This is a genomic window from Segatella copri (assembly GCF_019249655.2).
In the GTDB taxonomy this organism is placed as follows: Bacteria; Bacteroidota; Bacteroidia; order Bacteroidales; family Bacteroidaceae; genus Prevotella.
Window position 1 is genome coordinate 1,980,138 of record NZ_CP137557.1, and the last position, 17,421, is coordinate 1,997,558.

Below are 17,421 nucleotides of genomic sequence, written 5' to 3' on the forward strand. Positions count from 1 at the left end.
ATTTTTGATGAATTTACCTTATTTTTTCATCACCAAATCAGCGAGCACGATGGCGGATTCCTTCTCATCCCTCGGTGCATCCTTTGACTTCCATGCCACGATGAAGCGGATTCGGGCAGCGGTTACCTTGTAACCTTTCAACTCCCATTTGCCTAGTTTCTCTTTCATCTTGATGGAGAGCTGGGCTATGTCTCTGCCTGTTGATGGGAGACAGAGGCAATGGTCGTGATAGGTTAGCGGCATACCGCTTCTCAGGCAAAGGATAGCATCCTTGTGAGGCTTGGAGAAGCCCAGGTTTACATCCTTGTGTGAGAGCTGAAGTACTATTTCTTTGGGCTCATCGTAGGCTTGGGCATCATAGAGATGCTGGGCACTTTTCAGACTGTCGAAGAGATTGCCGTTGGTGTGGATGGCAAGCGTACGCTTGGCACGGGTCATGCCCACATAGTATCGGCGCAGTATGTCATCTGTAGGATGCTCGGGATGGGTAATGAGCATCAGTACATGGTCGAACTCATGGCCTTTTGCCTTGTGGATGGTGCTGACCACGATGTCTGATTTCGAGATGTCACAGAAGTCTTCTACTGATGATTCGAACACGAACTCCCTCAGGTCGCTGTAGTACTTGGCACGATTGGTCTGCTCAAATATCTGTAGGCTGCGGCGCAGGTATGGCAATGCCTGGCTGGTGGCATACTTTTGGAATGTCTGCTGCTTAGCTGCTTCCCAAATATCATCAGGGATGATAGGGGATTTCGTCTCCTTGATGCCTTGGTCTATCTTCTTCAAGAAATATCTTACCTCTGCCAGATTCCAGAAGCGCAAGCCGTCCATTGATTGCACCAGCTTGGCCTTGATGCCATGACTGTGAAGAAGAGCCAGCATGATGACAGCCTCCTCATTGGTCTGCGTGAGGATACTGATAGTTTCGTTCTTCTTGCGGGAAGAAGCATCGGCTTTTTTTGAAGCGTTACTTCTTAGTAATCGCGTAACATCTTCAAGAATAGGCTGATACATATAAACCTTTTTCTTCTGAATCTCGTATGGATGCTTCACGATTCTTACCTCTCCATCTTCTTGACTCATGGAGATGATAGGGGTAGATTTGATTCGTTGGCGGATGTTACGGGCGAAGTCGTTGGCAGCATCCACAATATGGCGAAGGCTGCGGTAATTCTCGGTCATCTCAATGAAACGGCTGTGCTCTGTCTGGGTCAGTTCATAGAGATACTGTGAGTTGGAACCCCTAAACTCATAGATGTTCTGGTCATCATCGCCTACGGCTATCACCCTCATCTCTTCGTTGGCTTTCATCAGAGCAGAGACAAGGGCATAGTCATCCTTGCTCATGTCTTGCGCTTCGTCGATAACGAGTACGGTCTTGCTGATGCGATTGGGCTCCACTTCTCCATTGTTGATCATTTCGGCGGCTTGCTTAACTACATCTCCAGCCTCATCCAGATTGCCAACTCTGCCCAGCAGGTCGAAGCAGTAAGAATGGAAGGTCTTGATTTCTACGAAATGGGCGGCATTGCCGATGAGTTGCATCAGTCGCTGCTTGAACTCGGTAGCGGCTGCACGAGAGAAAGTGAGCATCAGGAGTTGTTCGTGCTTTACATCTTCCAACAGCAGGAGAGAGGCAAGCTTATGTACGAGCACACGTGTCTTGCCGCTGCCAGGACCGGCAGCGACTACGATGCAGCGGGACTCGTGGTCGTCGATGATTTCCTTCTGTCTTTTGGAGAGCATTCCGAAGAGTTGCTTATACTTCGAAGGTGTTACGTTGCGCTCTATCTCAGTCTCCCGGTTGCCCTTGAAGTACTTTGAGATGAAGCGATGATAGTCCATCTGGAAGTAATCCTGCACATATTGCAGGGCGGCGTCATAATCCCTTACCATCAGGTTGGCATATTCGCCCACGATGTGAATCTGCTGAATCTTCTGCTTGTAGAATTCATTGAGCATGCGATAATCCTCCTGCTTATAGCGGAGTCGAAGTTCCTTGGTGCGTTTAATTGCCATCGCATTGTAGAGTACCAGGAATCCTCCTTCCAGCTTCATGGCTCCTATCTTGGAGAGATAGAGCAAGGCTTCCTCCACGTCTTCCAACTGCAGGGAAGAGAAGTCGGAAAAGAGTGACTGGTTGCTGGATTTCAGATCGTTCAGAAGTTCGACTACCGAGAATTGGAGAGGCTTCTCTTTTGAATTATCTGTTGAGACTGAGGCTTTTCCTAAACCTTTTTCTTCAGAAGGATTCTTTTCTTCAGAAGAGCTATTGTTGCTCTCTTCTGTTACAGTTTTACTTATTTCCTCAGCCAGGCTGTATAGTCTTTCGATGATGAATCGGCAAACCTCAATTCGTCTTTCGAATCGTTTGATGATGGTCTCTATGTCCTTGTCTCTTGTTACGATGAGATTGCGAACACCATCTTCCTTCTTGTGCGTATATCCCTTCACTGCCAGGAAGTATAGCAGTGTGCGGATTTTCTTTTCTGTTGAAGTAGCGATACCGTCATGTACGGCATTGTCATTAAGTTGTTTGTATGTGATATGCAGCGATTCATCCGGGATATGTTCCAGAATGTATCTTTCCAGCTTGGCGAAGTTTTCCAGCATCTGCTGAGGCTTGCGTTGCTTGTCGCTGATGTCTTGCAGATAGGCAGAGATGTCACGGGTATCGGCAAGGATGCCTTCCTGTCGCATTCGATCAACGGAGGAGATGACGTCTCGCTTGCTGAGTCCTAGGATGTCGGCGAGGTAATCGATGCGAGATTCTGCCTCGCTATCCTGTGCCTTGGCTATATGCTTCTGGGTGATGAGCGACTTGATGATGCGGATGGCATTCTGCATCTCATCTTCCGAGAACAGGGGTGATTCGGTGAGGCGCAGTCTTGCCTCGTCCATGTTCTTGACGGTGATACCTGTGGCATAGACGTGCGGAATGTTGTTGCCACGCTCTATGTATCCGCTCTGTTCTAGAGCGGATAGGGCGGTGCGGACACGGGTTTCTATGTCGGATACCGAGTCATCCCAACCGGCTTGGCGGGCTATCTCCAGTGCCGAACAACTTACGTGTGGACGCTGCTTGGTAAAATCCTTAATGGCTTTCCATACCTGTTGTATCTCGCTGATGCTCAGTTTGGTTTGGTTGAGCAGGATGAAGTGCTTGTCTAAGTCCTCGTCACTATAGAGTACATAGCATTTGGCATTGAGGTGTGGATCTCTTCCTGCACGTCCTGCCTCCTGTACATAGTTCTCCAGAGAGTCGGAGATGTCGTAGTGGATAACCAGCCCCACATCGCTCTTATCTACTCCCATGCCGAAGGCGGAGGTGGCAACGATGATTCTAACCTTATCGCTCATGAAGGCATCCTGATTGTGTATCTTCTCATCGGCATCCATCTTGCCATTATAGGGCAGGGCGGATATGCCGTCACGTGTCAGTTTTTGGGCGAGTTCCCGGGTTCGCTTGGTGCGGGATACGTAGATGATGGTAGGGCAATCAGCCTGCTCTACCAGCGAGCGCAGGAGATTGTATTTGTTGCCGTCACTATCTACGTGGATAACGGAATAGTGCAGGTTGGTACGTGAGGCTGATGAGGCGAAGAGCAGGAGGTCGGTGCCCAGCCAATGCTTGAAATAGTCGCAGATGTCCTGCACCACCTTCTGTTTTGCAGTGGCGGTGAAGCAAGATACGGGTATCAGGGTTTGACCATGGTTGCGGGCCATTGCATCCTTGCCAAACTTGCGTTCCTGATATTCCTTGATAAATTTGCCGATGTATAGGTAATCCACACGGAAGTCTTGTCCCCATGCAGAGAAGCAGTGGGCTTCGTCAATGACGAATCTCACCACATGCCGTGCCATCAGGATGCGCTCGATGGTTTTGGAGCGCAACATCTCTGGTGCTATATATAATAAGGTGGCATCTCCGCTCTGTACTCGTTCGATGGCTAGGGAGCGGGAGATAGGGTCGAGGAGACCATTGATGGTTACGGCATCGGTGAAGCCGCGGTCAGCGAGGTTATCTACCTGGTCTTTCATCAATGATTGCAAAGGCGAGATAACCACGGTGAGTCCATGTATGGTTCTGCCATCCATCAGGGCTGGCAACTGGAAGGTGAGTGACTTGCCGCCACCCGTAGGAAATATCGCCAATAATGACTTACCATCCACTGCTGCCTGCGATGCCTGTTCCTGCAGCGGTTCGCCGTCATAGGTACGGAAGGCATCATAGCCAAAGAGCTGTTTCAGGTTGTGATGAATGTCGAGCATGCGGTTGCAATACTCGCAGCCATCGGTGCATTGAGTATGGCAGAGCATATAGATGATATGTTCTACTTCGGGATAATGGCAGAGTACCCAACCTGGGGTTACAGATTGGTAATCGTCTGTGCCTATGAGAGCCAAGGCGTATGCCAAGCCGCAAGGCGACTGGGCTGCAAGAGCCGGAATGTCGGCATGGGCGCAAATATGATTCTTGTATTCAGAAAGAATGTATTCTGAAACTTCTATGATTGCATGATCCGATATGGTATCAGCTGATATGGTATCGGTTGATATAGTATCTTCCGTGTCGATGGCTCCCACATACATCAAGAATCCTCTGAATTCCTCTTCATGCTGGAGCAGCAAGGTGAAGATTTTCCTCTTCCTTTCTGATAATTGATTCCATGCAGCGATTTCATCCATCAACAGCTCCTTGGCTTTCTCGCAGTCATTTACAGGATTGTTCATCTGCTCGCTCATCAGTTTGTCGTCCTTTACAAGATGATGGTATGGGCGCTTGGGGAAGAGGAGTGGGGAGAGATAGAGGGTATCTATCAGTATGCCGTTGAGTTGGAGATAGCGGGCATCGTGATGAATGAGGTTATGGCCGCAGATATAGTCAACCTTTCTTTCCTGCAGGAACTTGTTCAGTGCCGTCTGTGATGCTTGGTGAAAGGTAGCTCCATCATAACTTAATGCCCCGATATCATGTATTTTATGGTCTTTCAGTCCCACTTCGGTATCTACGAAGGCAATATTTCTGCTTCTGGCATCTTTCTTCTTGATGTCAGAGCTTACGCTAAGATTGTTCTTCCTTCCAAAGAGGCGACTGAATATTGACATAATCTTTGATGTTTATATTTCCACCGCAAATTTACAATTAATATTTGATATATGCAAATAATCAAGTGCTTTTATGTTCTTTGAAAGCTGTTTTTATACAATCCCAAGAGGCTTACGAGGATATCTTCAAGGCAGATTAATATGCTCCTAAAACCCTCCAGTCGTCTATGAGTTTGAACAGGCGGGGCATGGCTGGCTTGTAACTGTCGGGATAGGTGAGGGAATAGACGAAGAGTATTCTGCCACTCTTGATGAATTTATCGTAATGACTGTAGCCATCTACTCTTACTCCGTTTTCATAGACAGGACCGGAGAGGATGAATGCTTTATTCGATGCCTGCATCGTCCGCTCCGAATGAAGCTTCTGGGCTAGAGAATCGGCACAAGCCTGGAGGGTGTTGCTATAGTTGGGGGTAACGTAACTCTCCAGGATGATATTGGCATGATTGGTGAATGAGAAGCGGGCATAGCCCTGGTATCCCGATACCGAAGTATCCTCCTGCTGGAAGAAGCAAGGATACTTGACAACGTAGCCGAAGTCCGGATCATTGTATTCCTTCATAGGCGCCATCTCTACCTTGGTCTTGAAATCCGCCATCGGTGTATGCTGCTCTTTCGTAACCTCATGATGATAGTTGATGATGAAGTTTACCATCATCAGCAAGACAACTGCTATCAAAAAAATCTTCTTCATATCTTTGCTCTTTTGCTCCTTTTGTATTTTTGCTGCAAAGGTATGAAGAAGATGGGAAACTGCCAAATAATAAGTATGACATTTGACTGACATTTCTGAACTTATCTGATTATCAGTCGGTAAGACTTGCCTCTTTCCGATTCAATCATGAGGTTGCTATTCTGCTCAATCACCGGTTTGATACGGCGAATCAAGGTATAGAGCGTTTCGCTGGCATCCGGTTTCTTGGGCCAAAGAGCATCACAAATCTCCTGTTTGGAGAGTTGATGATGCATATTGTTGAAGAAGAGTTGCATCAGCTGGTGCTGCATCGGAGTAAACTTGATGGCTTGTCCGCTTTCCTGATTGTAGAAGGAATCCTCGTCTTGAGAATAGCACATGGTGCCGAACATATCAGCCTCATGATTCCAGGGTTGTTTTCTGCGATGATAGTATAGCGATGCAATAGCCCAAATCATAGCCATGAGAGTAAGCGTCAAAGATGTCCGCTGGTTGCTCATACTCAAAACATCTGCCATCGAACAGTTAGCATAACTTTGGATAGAATGCTCGTTGAGAAGCATCTCTTTGCTGCTGAGCAGGTTGGTGCTATTTACCAACTGGGAATTGTTCTTCCCTCTTCTTCTGTCTTCCATCACATAGCAGAGATTACTGGTCGACTTCAGCAGGTCGATGCTGAGATGTGAGCGGTAGCTCTGGATGGTATCAGGCGTAATCCATTGATATTTATTTTCCTGAAGAGTCAGAGCCAAAGCTTTGTTCATATCTTGTACAATGGCATACTGTGCCTTGCGGTAGTTGCTCACGCTGGAGAATGCCGCAGACATCACAAGGATGGCGAAGATGAGGATGGAATGATATGCTTTCAGTTTCATATTATCTATTCTGTTTAAATGATATACTGTTTAAAGATTCAAATGCAAAAGTACAGAAATTCTATGAAAGATGGTATAAAACTAGATATAATATTCGTTAATTGATAAATGTCAGACTCATGTCAGCCATATTTTTCGCTTCGGTCTTCTCTTTTTGATACCTTTGCAGCAGAAAACAAGTTTTAGAAAAGTATATGATGACAATGAAGAAAAGTAAATTGTTAACAGCTATGGTGATGCTGTGGGCATTGATCTCTTGTGTAGAAATACGTGCCCAGGAGATCCAGAAGGTATCGAATGATTCTATAGCCTTGCAAGAGGTTGTTGTGAAGGCGGCACGAGTAGTCAACAAGGAAGATGGCAAGTTGATATTCCCAAGCGATATTCAGAAGCAGCGTTCTTTTTCTGGCTTTTCGCTTTTGGGAAAGTTAGCTTTGCCTCATATCAGGGTTGATGAGGCTGGCCGTTCCATTTCTGCTACCGATCATAAGGGAGAAGTGCAGATTCGTATCAATGGCATTCTCGCCAATATGCATGACGTGCAGATGCTGGATGTAGCTTCTATTATGAGTGTAGATTATATCGATAGCCCTGGCGTAAGATATGGTAAGAATATTGCATACGTGATAGATATTCATACCCGCAGGGCTTCATCGGGTGGCAGTTTGGGCTTCAACCTGACTAATGCGCTAACTACCAAGCTCGGTTCGAACGATGTCTATGCATCTGTCAATAGGGGCAAGAGCCAATTGAATATTTTATATGAGCAGACTTATGTGGATAATAAGGCATCCGAATATAATGAGGATGCTCAATATCTTCTACATGATGGTTCTGAGTATCAGATATCTCGAAAAATCATGAATGGGGCAACTCAAAATTATGATAATACATTGCAGTTGAAGTATAATCTGGCTGATTCTGCCTTATATGTATTCCAGACAACGCTTACCACGGATTTCAGCAATCAGCCTTATACATCGAATGAGATGTGGTTTTCTGAATCTGGAAAGCCTGCGTATCCTGTTTACAGAACCAGCAAGGGTAGGGATTTTACTCCTGCTCTCGATTTGTATTTCTATCATCAGTTGGGCAAGCATCAGTCTTTGTCGGCAGATGTTTTGGGTACTTATATCCACACCAAAGGAGCCTATTATGAAGGTGAGGGCGAACCCTATCAATATCAGGTAGATGGAAAGACCTATTCGCTCATAGCCGAGGCTATCTATGAAAACCGGTTGAAACCCTTTACTTTTTCTGCAGGAACCAACTTGAACTGGAAATATATGGATAATCAGTATTTGGGTGATGTGGTTAGCGAGAATGGTATCCGTTCATTGGGTATTTATGGTTTTGCACAAATCAAGGGAAGTTTGGGGCAATTCAAGGAAGGAACATCCCGTTTAACTTATGTAGCTGGCTTCGGGTTGAGTAATCAGACTTATCGACAGGGAGATGAGGAATTTAGTTTTTGGCTTTGTCGTCCGAAACTCACATTGGCTTATTGCTTGACATCTTCGTTTCAGATTCGCTTGGGAAGTGAATTATCACAGCATATTTCGCAGATAGCTATGATTTCGGATACCCGTATTCGAAAGAACAGTATGGAATGGACTGTGGGTAATCCTTCGCTTAAGCCTAACAGTAGATATGAGAACTGGGTTGCGTTCTCTTTCAGTAAACCAAGGATAAATACTGATTTTACCTTGAATTATCGCATCAATCGTCATTGTGATTTGGCGAAATACACCCGCACGGAAAATGATCAGTTTCTTTATTCCCAGACGAATCAGCCCCATTGTAATATGTTGTATCTTACGAATGATACCCGGTTTGACATTATTCCCGATCACCTTATATTATCTGTGAATGCAGGTATTTACCGTTTTTTCAATAAGGGCGATGAGTACAGTCATTGTTATACCGCTTATAATTATGGTGGAACATTACAGGGATATTGGGGAAAATGGACTGTGATACTGTATGCTGATAACGGTTGGAACTTTATGGAGGGAGAGCACATCGGGCATAATCCTCCTTCATTGGCTGCCTCAGCCAGTTATCATATAGGTGATTTCGATTTTACGCTCTATATGCATAATCCGTTTATGGCTCATCCGAAATCCTATTCAGCAGAAATCGTCAACGCATTACTCCGTAAGCAGGTTTGTGGTTATGACAATTCGGAAGGTAATTTGTTCCGTATCGGTGTTGCCTGGAATATCAATCGGGGAAAGGAATATCGTAAGATACAGCGGAATATCGAGAATAAGGAGCGCGAAACGGGTATCTTAAAATAGGTGGCTTTGCTTTCTATATGGGTTGCATGGGCAACAGCCGGAATTTATTTCTTCCCTTTATTGATGATATAAATTCCGGCAGTAGCCAATGCGCCTGCTATCAGATACTTCCAGTAGAAGGTTTCGCCAAGACAGAGGCAGGAGGTGATGGCTCCTACTACGGGGATGAGCGAATTGTATATCGCTACCTTTCCTACGGGATTGCAGCTCAATAATTTGTTGTAGAGCGCGAAACTGATGGTTGAGATGGCAATGAGCAGCAGCAGAATCGTGATGCCCCAGAGGCTGATGACTGGCAGATAACCACCCATTAACAATGCAGGAATCAACAGCAAGGCTCCACCGATGCTCAGCGAATAACCGGTTCCTACGAAAACATCCACCCTCTTGCTCAATCCTCGGGTCAGCAGGGAAGCACTGGCTCCACACAGGGCATTGAGGATAATCATACCATCGCCCAGGAATGTGAAACTTCCGCTTTCCTTTCCGCCAAGGTTCAGGGCAAGGATGCCCAGGAATCCGATGATGCAGCCCAATGCCTTTCGCCACGTCATCCTGTCGCTCTTGAAGAAGATGCAGGCAAGGATAACCACCGTGAAGACGCTCATCGAATTGAGTATCGCCGAACGTGCTCCAGCATTATGCGAGAGTCCGAAATAGAAAAAGGCATAATGAAGGGTGGTGTTGAGGAGTGAATAGAGGAGAAGGAACCAGACATTCTCTTGAACAGCTTTCTTCTTGAATCCGAATTCACGGTGTGAACTTCTGGCGATGGCAAGGATGATGATGCCGGAGATGAAGAAGCGGATGCCAGCAAAAAGCATCTTGCTTCCGGTCATGTCTGCCGTAATCTGATATTCTTCCATTCCCATTTTGATCAATGGGTAAGCCCATCCCCACGAGATAGCAGCCGTAAGGGCGAACAGGCTTACCCATACCGGGTGCTGAAATATACTCAGTGTATTTGTTTCTTTCTTTTCCATTATAACTTAATTGATATTCCCTTGCTTCTGAGTTTGCTAAATGGCAATCTACAAGTCTCCCAGATGCCTTTCTATCGGAATTCCGCGGTTCTTGTCCTTGTCATCCTTGTTGATGTCTATCCAGTTGCGCAGGGTATCCATGGCGATGCGGGTGGCATGGCGGAGATGATCGCCATCCTTCAGTCTGCCCACGATGATGCTGGAGAAGATGTCGCCGGTGCCTGGGAACTGAACGGGGATTTCTTCGTAGGGCAGGAGAAAATACTCTTCTGTAAGATGATTGAAACCTATCACGGCATGCTGACCCTCTACGATGCACGAGGTGATGAGCACGGAGTGGGAACCGATGGCTCTCAGTTTATCTATCAGTTCATAGGCTTCCTTCTCCGAGATTCCCTCTTCCTTGTATTCCGAATCCGTCAGCAGGCAAGCCTCGGTATAGTTGGGAAAACAGAGATGCGATACGCTCAGCATCTCCTTCATGCATCTCACGGTACTCTCACTGGCTCCACCATAGAGCTTGCCGTAATCGCCCATCACGGGATCCACATAGATGTCGGTGCCCAGTGCAGCCTGTTCCCTGCAATAGCGTGCCACCAGCTTAGCCTGACGCTCCGAAGCCATGAAACCCGTGGTGATGGCATCGAAGTGAATGCCCAGTTCGTTCCACTTCTGCAAGGCTTCCTCGATATACGAAGTGCATTCCAGAATGGCGTACTTGCCGTATGGGAAGGTGTTGCTGATGAGCATGGTGGGTAGATTGAACACGTCGAGTCCCATATAAGAGAGGATAGGCATCTGAACTGCGGCAGATACCTTTCCGTAGCCACACATGTCGCTGATAATAAGGATATTACTTTTCGCTTTCATTCTTTCTTTTTTCTACTTGCTTTTCTTTCTTATCCTGATTATCTCTTAATAGCTGGCTGTACACTTGATGCCCAGTGCCTCTACACGGTCCTTGATGGCATCGAGAACTTCCTTTGGCGCCTTTTCCAGCAACTTGTCTGGTGTTTCGCGGGCGATGGTATAAACCATTACCTGCTGAGGCTGGATGTCTTTCACTGCCTCCAGCCAAGGAGCTACGAAATGCTCGCTGGTATTGTCCAAACCGTCACCTCTCAGGAACATGGTCTGGATGATGACGTGCCCCTTGAACATCTTCAGATATTTGATCACATCCTTCACGTCGTAGTTAGGCTGCTGAGGGCGGTCCAGCTTCTTGATGTAATCCATATCCACGGTATCCAGTTTCAGGATGTTGTTATCCACGAGCATCAGCGCCTCTCTCACTTCCTCCTTATATATATAGGTAGCGTTGCTGAGTACGGATACTTGTGCTTCAGGGAAATATTTCTTGCAGAGTTCCATCGTATCTTCCACGATTCCCTTAAAGTCTGGGTGTCCCGTAGGTTCACCATTTCCTGCGAAGGTAATGTCATCCAGAGGCTGGTTGTTATCGTGGCGCTCTTTCAGAACCTTCTCCAATCCTTCTCTTACCTCCTCGCGGGTAGGGCGCTTCTTCTTAGGACGGAAGTCGGCGTTGAATCCGCATTCGCAATAAACGCAGTCGAATGAACAGACCTTGCCATCAGATGGCATGAGGTTGATGCCCAGTGAAACTCCCAGACGGCGGGAGTTTACCGGACCGAATATCGGTGATGGATAAATAATCGTTGACATAATCTTATTCTCCTTTATCTAATCTATTCTTTATTTTATCTTGGTAATACCTATTTTATACCAATCTTATTTACTTGTTCGTAATTTGGTGGGCAAAAGTACTAAAAAATGTTGGAATGAACAAATAAATCAACAGAAAATCGATTTATCCTTACCATTTGTCTTCTATCTCCGATAGATTGTGTACTTTTGCATTCAAATCCGGGGAGATTCTTGGTGATTTCGATTCGGATTTAAAGGAAAAAACAAAAAAGTTGATGTTTTGCTTAGTTTTTCGCTTGGCTCAACTGTATAGATAGTATATGAACAGAAAAAAGGACATAGAACAGTTATTCCGTCAGCATTACGCGAAGATGTACAATCTGGCCAGATGCATTCTTTCGGATGATGACGAGAGCAAGGATGTGGTGAGCGAAGTATTCGCCCAGATTCTTGCCGATGATGTGGTTCTGGTGCCTGGGGGTGAGGAAGGTTATCTGATGCGGAGCGTCCGCAACCGCTGTCTCAACCTGATAGCTCATAAGAGCGTGAAGGAAAGGGTGGCGAAGCTGCTGCTGGATGATGCCGACGTGATTCTCTCAGAAGAGACCGATGAACGGCTCGACCGGCTGATGCTTCTCATCGAAGACCTGGAACCGCCTATCCGGCAACTCATTTTCCGCCTGCGCTATCTTCAAGAGAAATCTTATCAGGAGGTGGCTGATGAAGTGGGAGTGAGCAAGGTGACGGTATTCAACCATCTCTCGAAGGCGATGGACTGGATTAAGGAACAATTTAAATGAGCAAGACAATGACAAACATGAGTAAAGACGAAAAGCGGATGATGCTCTTTGACATGCAGGAGCATCCCGAGAAATATACCGACGAGCAGGTGGAACGCCTGCTTGCCGATGAGGAAGTGAAGGAGTTTTTCCATGAACTGGCGATGGCGAGAATGGCTGGCAAGAAAGCCAATCCGAAGGAGGTGGATGTGGATGGGGCTTGGAAGGAATTTGTTCAGGCACATCACGAGGATAAGTTGGCGATGGATGCCGGCAAATCTAAGGGCGCTTATCGCAACCGGATGAAGATTGCCGCATCCATCGTCGGCATCATCTTCCTTTCGGGGGTAGCCTTGGCTGCGATTCACAATGGCTGGTTGTGGTTCCCGGCTTCTGGTCAGACAGCGGATAACAAGGCTGCGACAGAACAGAAGGCAACACCCCAGGCGTTGCCGAATGACAGTCTTCGTGCTGCAACAGCAGAGAAGAAGGATTCGCTTGATATGAAACCCGTGGTGTTTGATGATGCCGAATTGGGAACCATTCTGGCTCAGTTATCCGGTTTCTATCATGTCAAGGTGGAGTATGTGGATGCCGGTGCCCAGCACATCCGTCTCTTCTTCAACTGGAACAAGACGAAGACTTTGGAGCAGAACCTGGAGATTTTGAATGCTTTCGACCGCATACAGATAGAGTATATTGACGGTACATTGTTGGTGAAATAAGATAGAAGGAAATGTTTATGAGAGATTTTTGGAAACCAATGCCCGTTAGCGGCAAGCTTATCAGAGAGCTTCTTCTTCTCTTCCTGTTGCTTTTGGTTCAGCAGTCTTATGCCCAGCGCATCACCCGACAATATAATAATGTGTCGTTCTCTGCGGCGTTGAAGGATTTGAACGCCCGCCAGCATAAGTACACCATCAACTTTGTGTATGATGAGCTGGAGGATTTCAGGGTGACCAAGAGCATCAGAAACCAGAGTGTTCCCGATGCCATCATGCAGCTGATAGGATTCTATCCCATCAGGATGACGCAGGTGGAGGATAATATCATGGTGGAGTGTACGCAGAAGACTCCCACCAAGATGATAGGCCGTATCATCGACAATAAGAATCGCCCTATAGATTTCGCCAATGTAGCCCTGCTGAATGTTCGTGATTCTTCATTGATAAATGGTGGCGTGACAAATGAGAACGGCCAGTTCGTGATTCCCTGCGAAGCCACAAAGGCGATAGTAAGAGTAAGTTGCGTGGGCTATATTACGACAAGCAATACATATAATATAGGTAAGATAGGGACAATAACTCTGAAAGAGGCAACAATGAACCTGCAGAAAATTGTAGTGAAAGGACATCGACAGCCTTTCAGAATGACTTCTGAAGGATTGGTGGCTCAGGTAGAAGGAACCTCCTTGGAGAAAATGGGCTCGGCAGAAGATGTTTTGAAACATCTTCCGAGAGTGATGCAGAAGAACGGTGATATAGAAGTCTTGGGAAAAGGTAAACCTTTGATTTATATCGATAACAAGAAAATCAAGGGAACCGTTGATCTCGACAGATTGAGTTCTTCTGACATCAAACATGTAGAGGTGATAACCGAGCCGGGTGCAGAATACGATGCAACCTATCAGTCTGTCATCAGAATCAAGACGACAAGAAAAAAGGGAGAAGGTTTGGGATTGACTTATCGGCAGGTCTATCAGCGCAATCATCAGGACAATCATCGTGAAGTCCTAGATTTGAATTATCGCTATCGGGGATTGGATATCTTCTCCAATTTGTATGGCGGTTTGTCTCAGGGCTATCAGAATCAGTATAATGATAACAGACTCTACGGCAAGACGCTCATGAATATCAACGAAGACTTGATAATCAAAAACAAGAGTTACTATACCAGTGGAAGTCTTGGCTTTAATTATGTTTTCAATGATAGGCATTCCGTGGGTGCTACTTACGAGGTGAACATCAATCCTTATAGTCAGGGTGGATGGAATTCGCTGATGGATGTCTGGAAGAATGGTTCCAAGACAGAAAGCTATACAAATGATATGTATTGCCGTTTCAAAAGCCGACCTACGCAAGATATTACGGCTTATTATGCCGGACAGATAGGAAAGGTGAGCATAGAATGGAATGGGGAAATATATCTTCGTAAAACAGGACAGACTCAATATTCTGAAGAAACAGGAATTGAGGGCGGAGATTCTCGTACGATAAAATCTGATTTCACGGCTGATAGTTGGATGTATGCATCTAAGCTGGTACTGAGCTTTCCGGTATGGAAAGGTACCCTGAAGATTGGTAATGAGTTTACCGAAAGTTGCCGTGCCAATCTTTATACTATAGATGAACAGGGAACTGACTTGCCAGGCAAGACGGATGACCAGGTGAAGGAAAGTAATCTTGCAGCCTTTGTTTCTTATGGATTGAGACTAAACAAGGTAGAACTGAATGCTGGCCTCAGATACGAACATGTTTCTTCCAATTACTATAATACAGGTGGTGATTATTGGAGCGAGGAGAATAAGGATTATTTCGTACCCGACCAGAGTCGTAAGTACGACCATTTCTTTCCGAATGTGTCCTTGACCTTTCCTATCGGGAATGTGAAAATGAATATGGTTTATAAGGTGACGGTGAGTCGTCCTTCCTATAGTCAGTTAAGTAGTAACGTGCAATATAATAGTCGCTATTATTATCAGGGTGGAAATCCATTGCTCAAGTCAACCTTCGAACATGGCATAGGGATTAATCTGGGATATAAATGGTTCCAGTTTTTTGCCAACTGGCGTTATCTTGTAGATCCTTGCTATCAGGTGATAGAACCGTATCATGACAAAGAGTTAATCAGTATGTACACCTTTCGTAATTTGAATCATACTCAGGTTTGTTACGTGGGACTGACGGCATCGCCGACGATAGGATGGTGGCATCCTACGTTGGACGCTGGTATTAGAAAGCAGTTCCTGACGATTGGTGGTAAGGCGTACAGCAAACCGATATTCATCGGCTCTTTCAATAATGCGTTTTCGCTACCATGCGGTTGGACGCTTAATCTTGATATGAGTTGGAACACGCAGGGCCATTCTGCACTTCCGCTTTATATGGCACAAGGAGGAGTGGACGTCTCTTTGCGTAGAAGTTTTCTTCACGACCGCCTGAATGTCATTTTGTCGGGCAATGACCTCTTTGCGACGATGCGCAATTCCACAAGATTGGTATATGGTACCAGCGATATCTATACCAGAAAATATACCGATACCCGAATGATTATGTGTTCATTCAGCTATAAGTTTAATGTTAGTAGAAGCAAGTATAAGGGTACGGGTGCCGGTAATGCAGAAAAGAACAGATTATAAAATAAAAAAACAGAAAGTATATGAAGCGTTGTTTATGGATGATATTCATGGTGGTTGGCATCTGGATGCTGACTGGCTGTAGTAGTGATGATGATAAGTTGGACAGCCTTCCTTGGAATGACAAGGAACTGTTCAACCAGTCATTTGTTTTAAATCAGGACGGGTATTGCATCTTAGATGGAAAGGCTCCTGTCTGTGATATAGATAGGAATGTTCTGAATTCTTGGCTTGTAAGTTATGGCTGGCAACCTGTCGGCATCTATCAGGTGAAGGAAAACGGTAAACTTGCGAAAACTGATTATCGTGAAGGCATCAAGGATTATAGTCCGAAGGTCTATGAATTCTTATCAGAGAATCAGTTGATGACTTATTATCGTGATGAAGATACACGTACATTCTGTTTCAAGAAGCAGGATTGGTCGTATGATGATGCGACGGGCATTGTCATCAAAACGAATAAGGCAGGTAAGGTGGATGATTATATGCAAATCCTGGATGTGAAGTTTCATGAAGATGAAGCTTACCTGTATGTGATGGAGAAGATTGGTTCGGTGACAGTAGCTGACAATCAGGAAAAAGCTGTTTATGGCTTGGTGGTATATCAGCGTTTATCTTTATTAGAACTGATTAATGTGCAGAATACTTATACTATTGATAAGAGTGATGAAGAAGACAAGCCAAATGAAACTGAAAAAGTACCGGATGATTGCCGTTATTATATTCGGTGTGTATATGCCAATTCTAAGGATGCCCATGGAATGGGTGATGGACATAGTAAATTTCAGTCATTCAGACTATTGAGTTTTGATTTGACAGATTATCTGAACAATAACTCATCAGCTAACCCTTATTATCATTATTATGATTCCATTGTATGGTCATGTAAGGGAATGCCAGATAGGGTAGTGAGTCTCAGAAATGAGAATAATTGGTATGCTGTGTCAATCAACCTTAGCACTTATCTTTTTCAGATCAGCCGTAATACTTCTATGATGGAGGAAGATAGAACATTGATTGTTGCTGATGGCTATAAGGGTGGACGTGTGGTTTATTCTTCCGGCATCTATCTCAATATCTATAATACTGGTTTCATGGGTTACGATTTCGGCTCTTCTGATTTGCTGAATCCATCTAATGAAGACTATGATTTGTATTGCATCTTCGACCGGAGCAAGCGGTTCCGGATAGTCTCTCCTCGTTATTCTCCTGATTTTCCAGAAAAGCCATATTCTGAATTGGAATACATTGTATCAGGGGTGCTGTTGGATTCTGAGGATCCGGAAAGCATGAAGAAGCATGAGGCTGTACTGTCTGAGCAAAAGAGGATGCTGGTTGATCTGATGGATATGTATTATGGTCAGTATGGCAAGGGTGTTGTGGTAGATGATTCGAACAGAGAGAAGTACCGCAATCGTTTCAAGGCTTTGCCTTCCGATGCAGACCTTGTAATGTATTGGAAGGGCTATACGCCTGTGCAATGGAACTCTGATTATGAGGGATGTTTAGTTGCTTTAATCTTGAAAAAGAATAAGGAAAATCCCTTGAAGAGTTACTATTGTATCCATGCAGAGCCGATTAAATAGATTTCCCTCTCAATACAACAATGAATATATGACAATCGGTCATGCGAAGGCAAAACCATATTGGTTTGCTCT

11 protein-coding genes are annotated in these 17,421 nt (G+C 45.3%); 5 read left to right on the forward strand and 6 right to left on the reverse strand.

The window, feature by feature from the left end; genetic code table 11:
• Positions 1 to 18: 18 nt before the first annotated feature.
• The 3 genes from KUA49_RS07770 to KUA49_RS07780 form a co-directional block, all read right to left on the reverse strand.
• The gene (locus KUA49_RS07770; protein WP_218413078.1) at positions 19 to 5,112 is read right to left on the reverse strand and encodes a RecQ family ATP-dependent DNA helicase; all 5,094 of its coding nucleotides are present in this window, start codon (positions 5,110 to 5,112) and stop codon (positions 19 to 21) included.
• Positions 5,113 to 5,248: 136 nt separating this feature from the next.
• On the reverse strand, positions 5,249 to 5,806 hold the full coding sequence (locus KUA49_RS07775) for a hypothetical protein (protein WP_218413077.1): 558 nt from the start codon (positions 5,804 to 5,806) through the stop codon (positions 5,249 to 5,251).
• Between the two features lie 101 nt (positions 5,807 to 5,907).
• A complete protein-coding gene (locus KUA49_RS07780) occupies positions 5,908 to 6,681 on the reverse strand; it encodes a helix-turn-helix domain-containing protein (protein ID WP_256624875.1) in 774 nt (257 codons plus the stop codon).
• A 203-nt stretch (positions 6,682 to 6,884) separates the two neighbouring features.
• Here KUA49_RS07780 and KUA49_RS07785 point away from each other — a divergent pair, with 203 nt between their 5' ends.
• A complete protein-coding gene (locus tag KUA49_RS07785; RefSeq protein WP_218413076.1) occupies positions 6,885 to 8,981 on the forward strand; it encodes a hypothetical protein in 2,097 nt (698 codons plus the stop codon).
• A 44-nt stretch (positions 8,982 to 9,025) separates the two neighbouring features.
• On the opposite strand, the gene KUA49_RS07790 is transcribed toward KUA49_RS07785, so the two are convergent.
• The 3 genes from KUA49_RS07790 to KUA49_RS07800 are packed head-to-tail and all read right to left on the reverse strand — an operon-like array spanning position 9,026 to position 11,647.
• Entirely contained in the window at positions 9,026 to 9,964 is a 939-nt protein-coding gene (locus tag KUA49_RS07790; RefSeq protein WP_218413075.1) for a DMT family transporter, read from the reverse strand.
• A 48-nt stretch (positions 9,965 to 10,012) separates the two neighbouring features.
• Entirely contained in the window at positions 10,013 to 10,834 is an 822-nt protein-coding gene (locus KUA49_RS07795) for a bifunctional hydroxymethylpyrimidine kinase/phosphomethylpyrimidine kinase (protein ID WP_218413074.1), read from the reverse strand.
• Positions 10,835 to 10,879: 45 nt separating this feature from the next.
• Positions 10,880 to 11,647, reverse strand: a complete 768-nt coding sequence (locus KUA49_RS07800; protein ID WP_117692488.1) for a radical SAM protein — start codon at positions 11,645 to 11,647, stop codon at positions 10,880 to 10,882.
• Between the two features lie 302 nt (positions 11,648 to 11,949).
• On the opposite strand from KUA49_RS07800, the gene KUA49_RS07805 reads away from it, so the two are divergent.
• From KUA49_RS07805 to KUA49_RS07820, 4 genes are read left to right on the forward strand one after another with little or no spacing between them, the layout of a single operon-like run.
• A complete protein-coding gene (locus tag KUA49_RS07805) occupies positions 11,950 to 12,429 on the forward strand; it encodes a sigma-70 family RNA polymerase sigma factor (protein WP_203050911.1) in 480 nt (159 codons plus the stop codon).
• Between the two features lie 17 nt (positions 12,430 to 12,446).
• The gene (locus KUA49_RS07810) at positions 12,447 to 13,133 is read left to right on the forward strand and encodes a DUF4974 domain-containing protein (protein WP_256624874.1); all 687 of its coding nucleotides are present in this window, start codon (positions 12,447 to 12,449) and stop codon (positions 13,131 to 13,133) included.
• 17 nt (positions 13,134 to 13,150) lie between these two features.
• Positions 13,151 to 15,766, forward strand: coding sequence for an outer membrane beta-barrel protein (locus tag KUA49_RS07815; protein WP_218413072.1), 2,616 nt, complete (start codon positions 13,151 to 13,153; stop codon positions 15,764 to 15,766).
• A gap of 20 nt (positions 15,767 to 15,786) precedes the next feature.
• On the forward strand, positions 15,787 to 17,349 hold the full coding sequence (locus KUA49_RS07820; protein WP_218413071.1) for a hypothetical protein: 1,563 nt from the start codon (positions 15,787 to 15,789) through the stop codon (positions 17,347 to 17,349).
• Positions 17,350 to 17,421: the final 72 nt, after the last annotated feature.

Bases quoted from the DNA above. Each gene is read 5' to 3' on its own strand.
- KUA49_RS07775 (WP_218413077.1), bottom strand. From the start codon at position 5,806: ATGAAGAAGATTTTTTTGATAGCAGTTGTCTTGCTGATGATGGTAAAC.
- KUA49_RS07810 (WP_256624874.1), top strand. From the start codon at position 12,447: ATGAGTAAAGACGAAAAGCGGATGATGCTCTTTGACATGCAGGAGCAT.
- KUA49_RS07800 (WP_117692488.1), bottom strand. From the start codon at position 11,647: ATGTCAACGATTATTTATCCATCACCGATATTCGGTCCGGTAAACTCC.
- KUA49_RS07815 (WP_218413072.1), top strand. From the start codon at position 13,151: ATGAGAGATTTTTGGAAACCAATGCCCGTTAGCGGCAAGCTTATCAGA.
- KUA49_RS07770 (WP_218413078.1), bottom strand. From the start codon at position 5,112: ATGTCAATATTCAGTCGCCTCTTTGGAAGGAAGAACAATCTTAGCGTA.
- KUA49_RS07790 (WP_218413075.1), bottom strand. From the start codon at position 9,964: ATGGAAAAGAAAGAAACAAATACACTGAGTATATTTCAGCACCCGGTA.
- KUA49_RS07780 (WP_256624875.1), bottom strand. From the start codon at position 6,681: ATGAAACTGAAAGCATATCATTCCATCCTCATCTTCGCCATCCTTGTG.
- KUA49_RS07805 (WP_203050911.1), top strand. From the start codon at position 11,950: ATGAACAGAAAAAAGGACATAGAACAGTTATTCCGTCAGCATTACGCG.
- KUA49_RS07820 (WP_218413071.1), top strand. From the start codon at position 15,787: ATGAAGCGTTGTTTATGGATGATATTCATGGTGGTTGGCATCTGGATG.
- KUA49_RS07785 (WP_218413076.1), top strand. From the start codon at position 6,885: ATGAAGAAAAGTAAATTGTTAACAGCTATGGTGATGCTGTGGGCATTG.
- KUA49_RS07795 (WP_218413074.1), bottom strand. From the start codon at position 10,834: ATGAAAGCGAAAAGTAATATCCTTATTATCAGCGACATGTGTGGCTAC.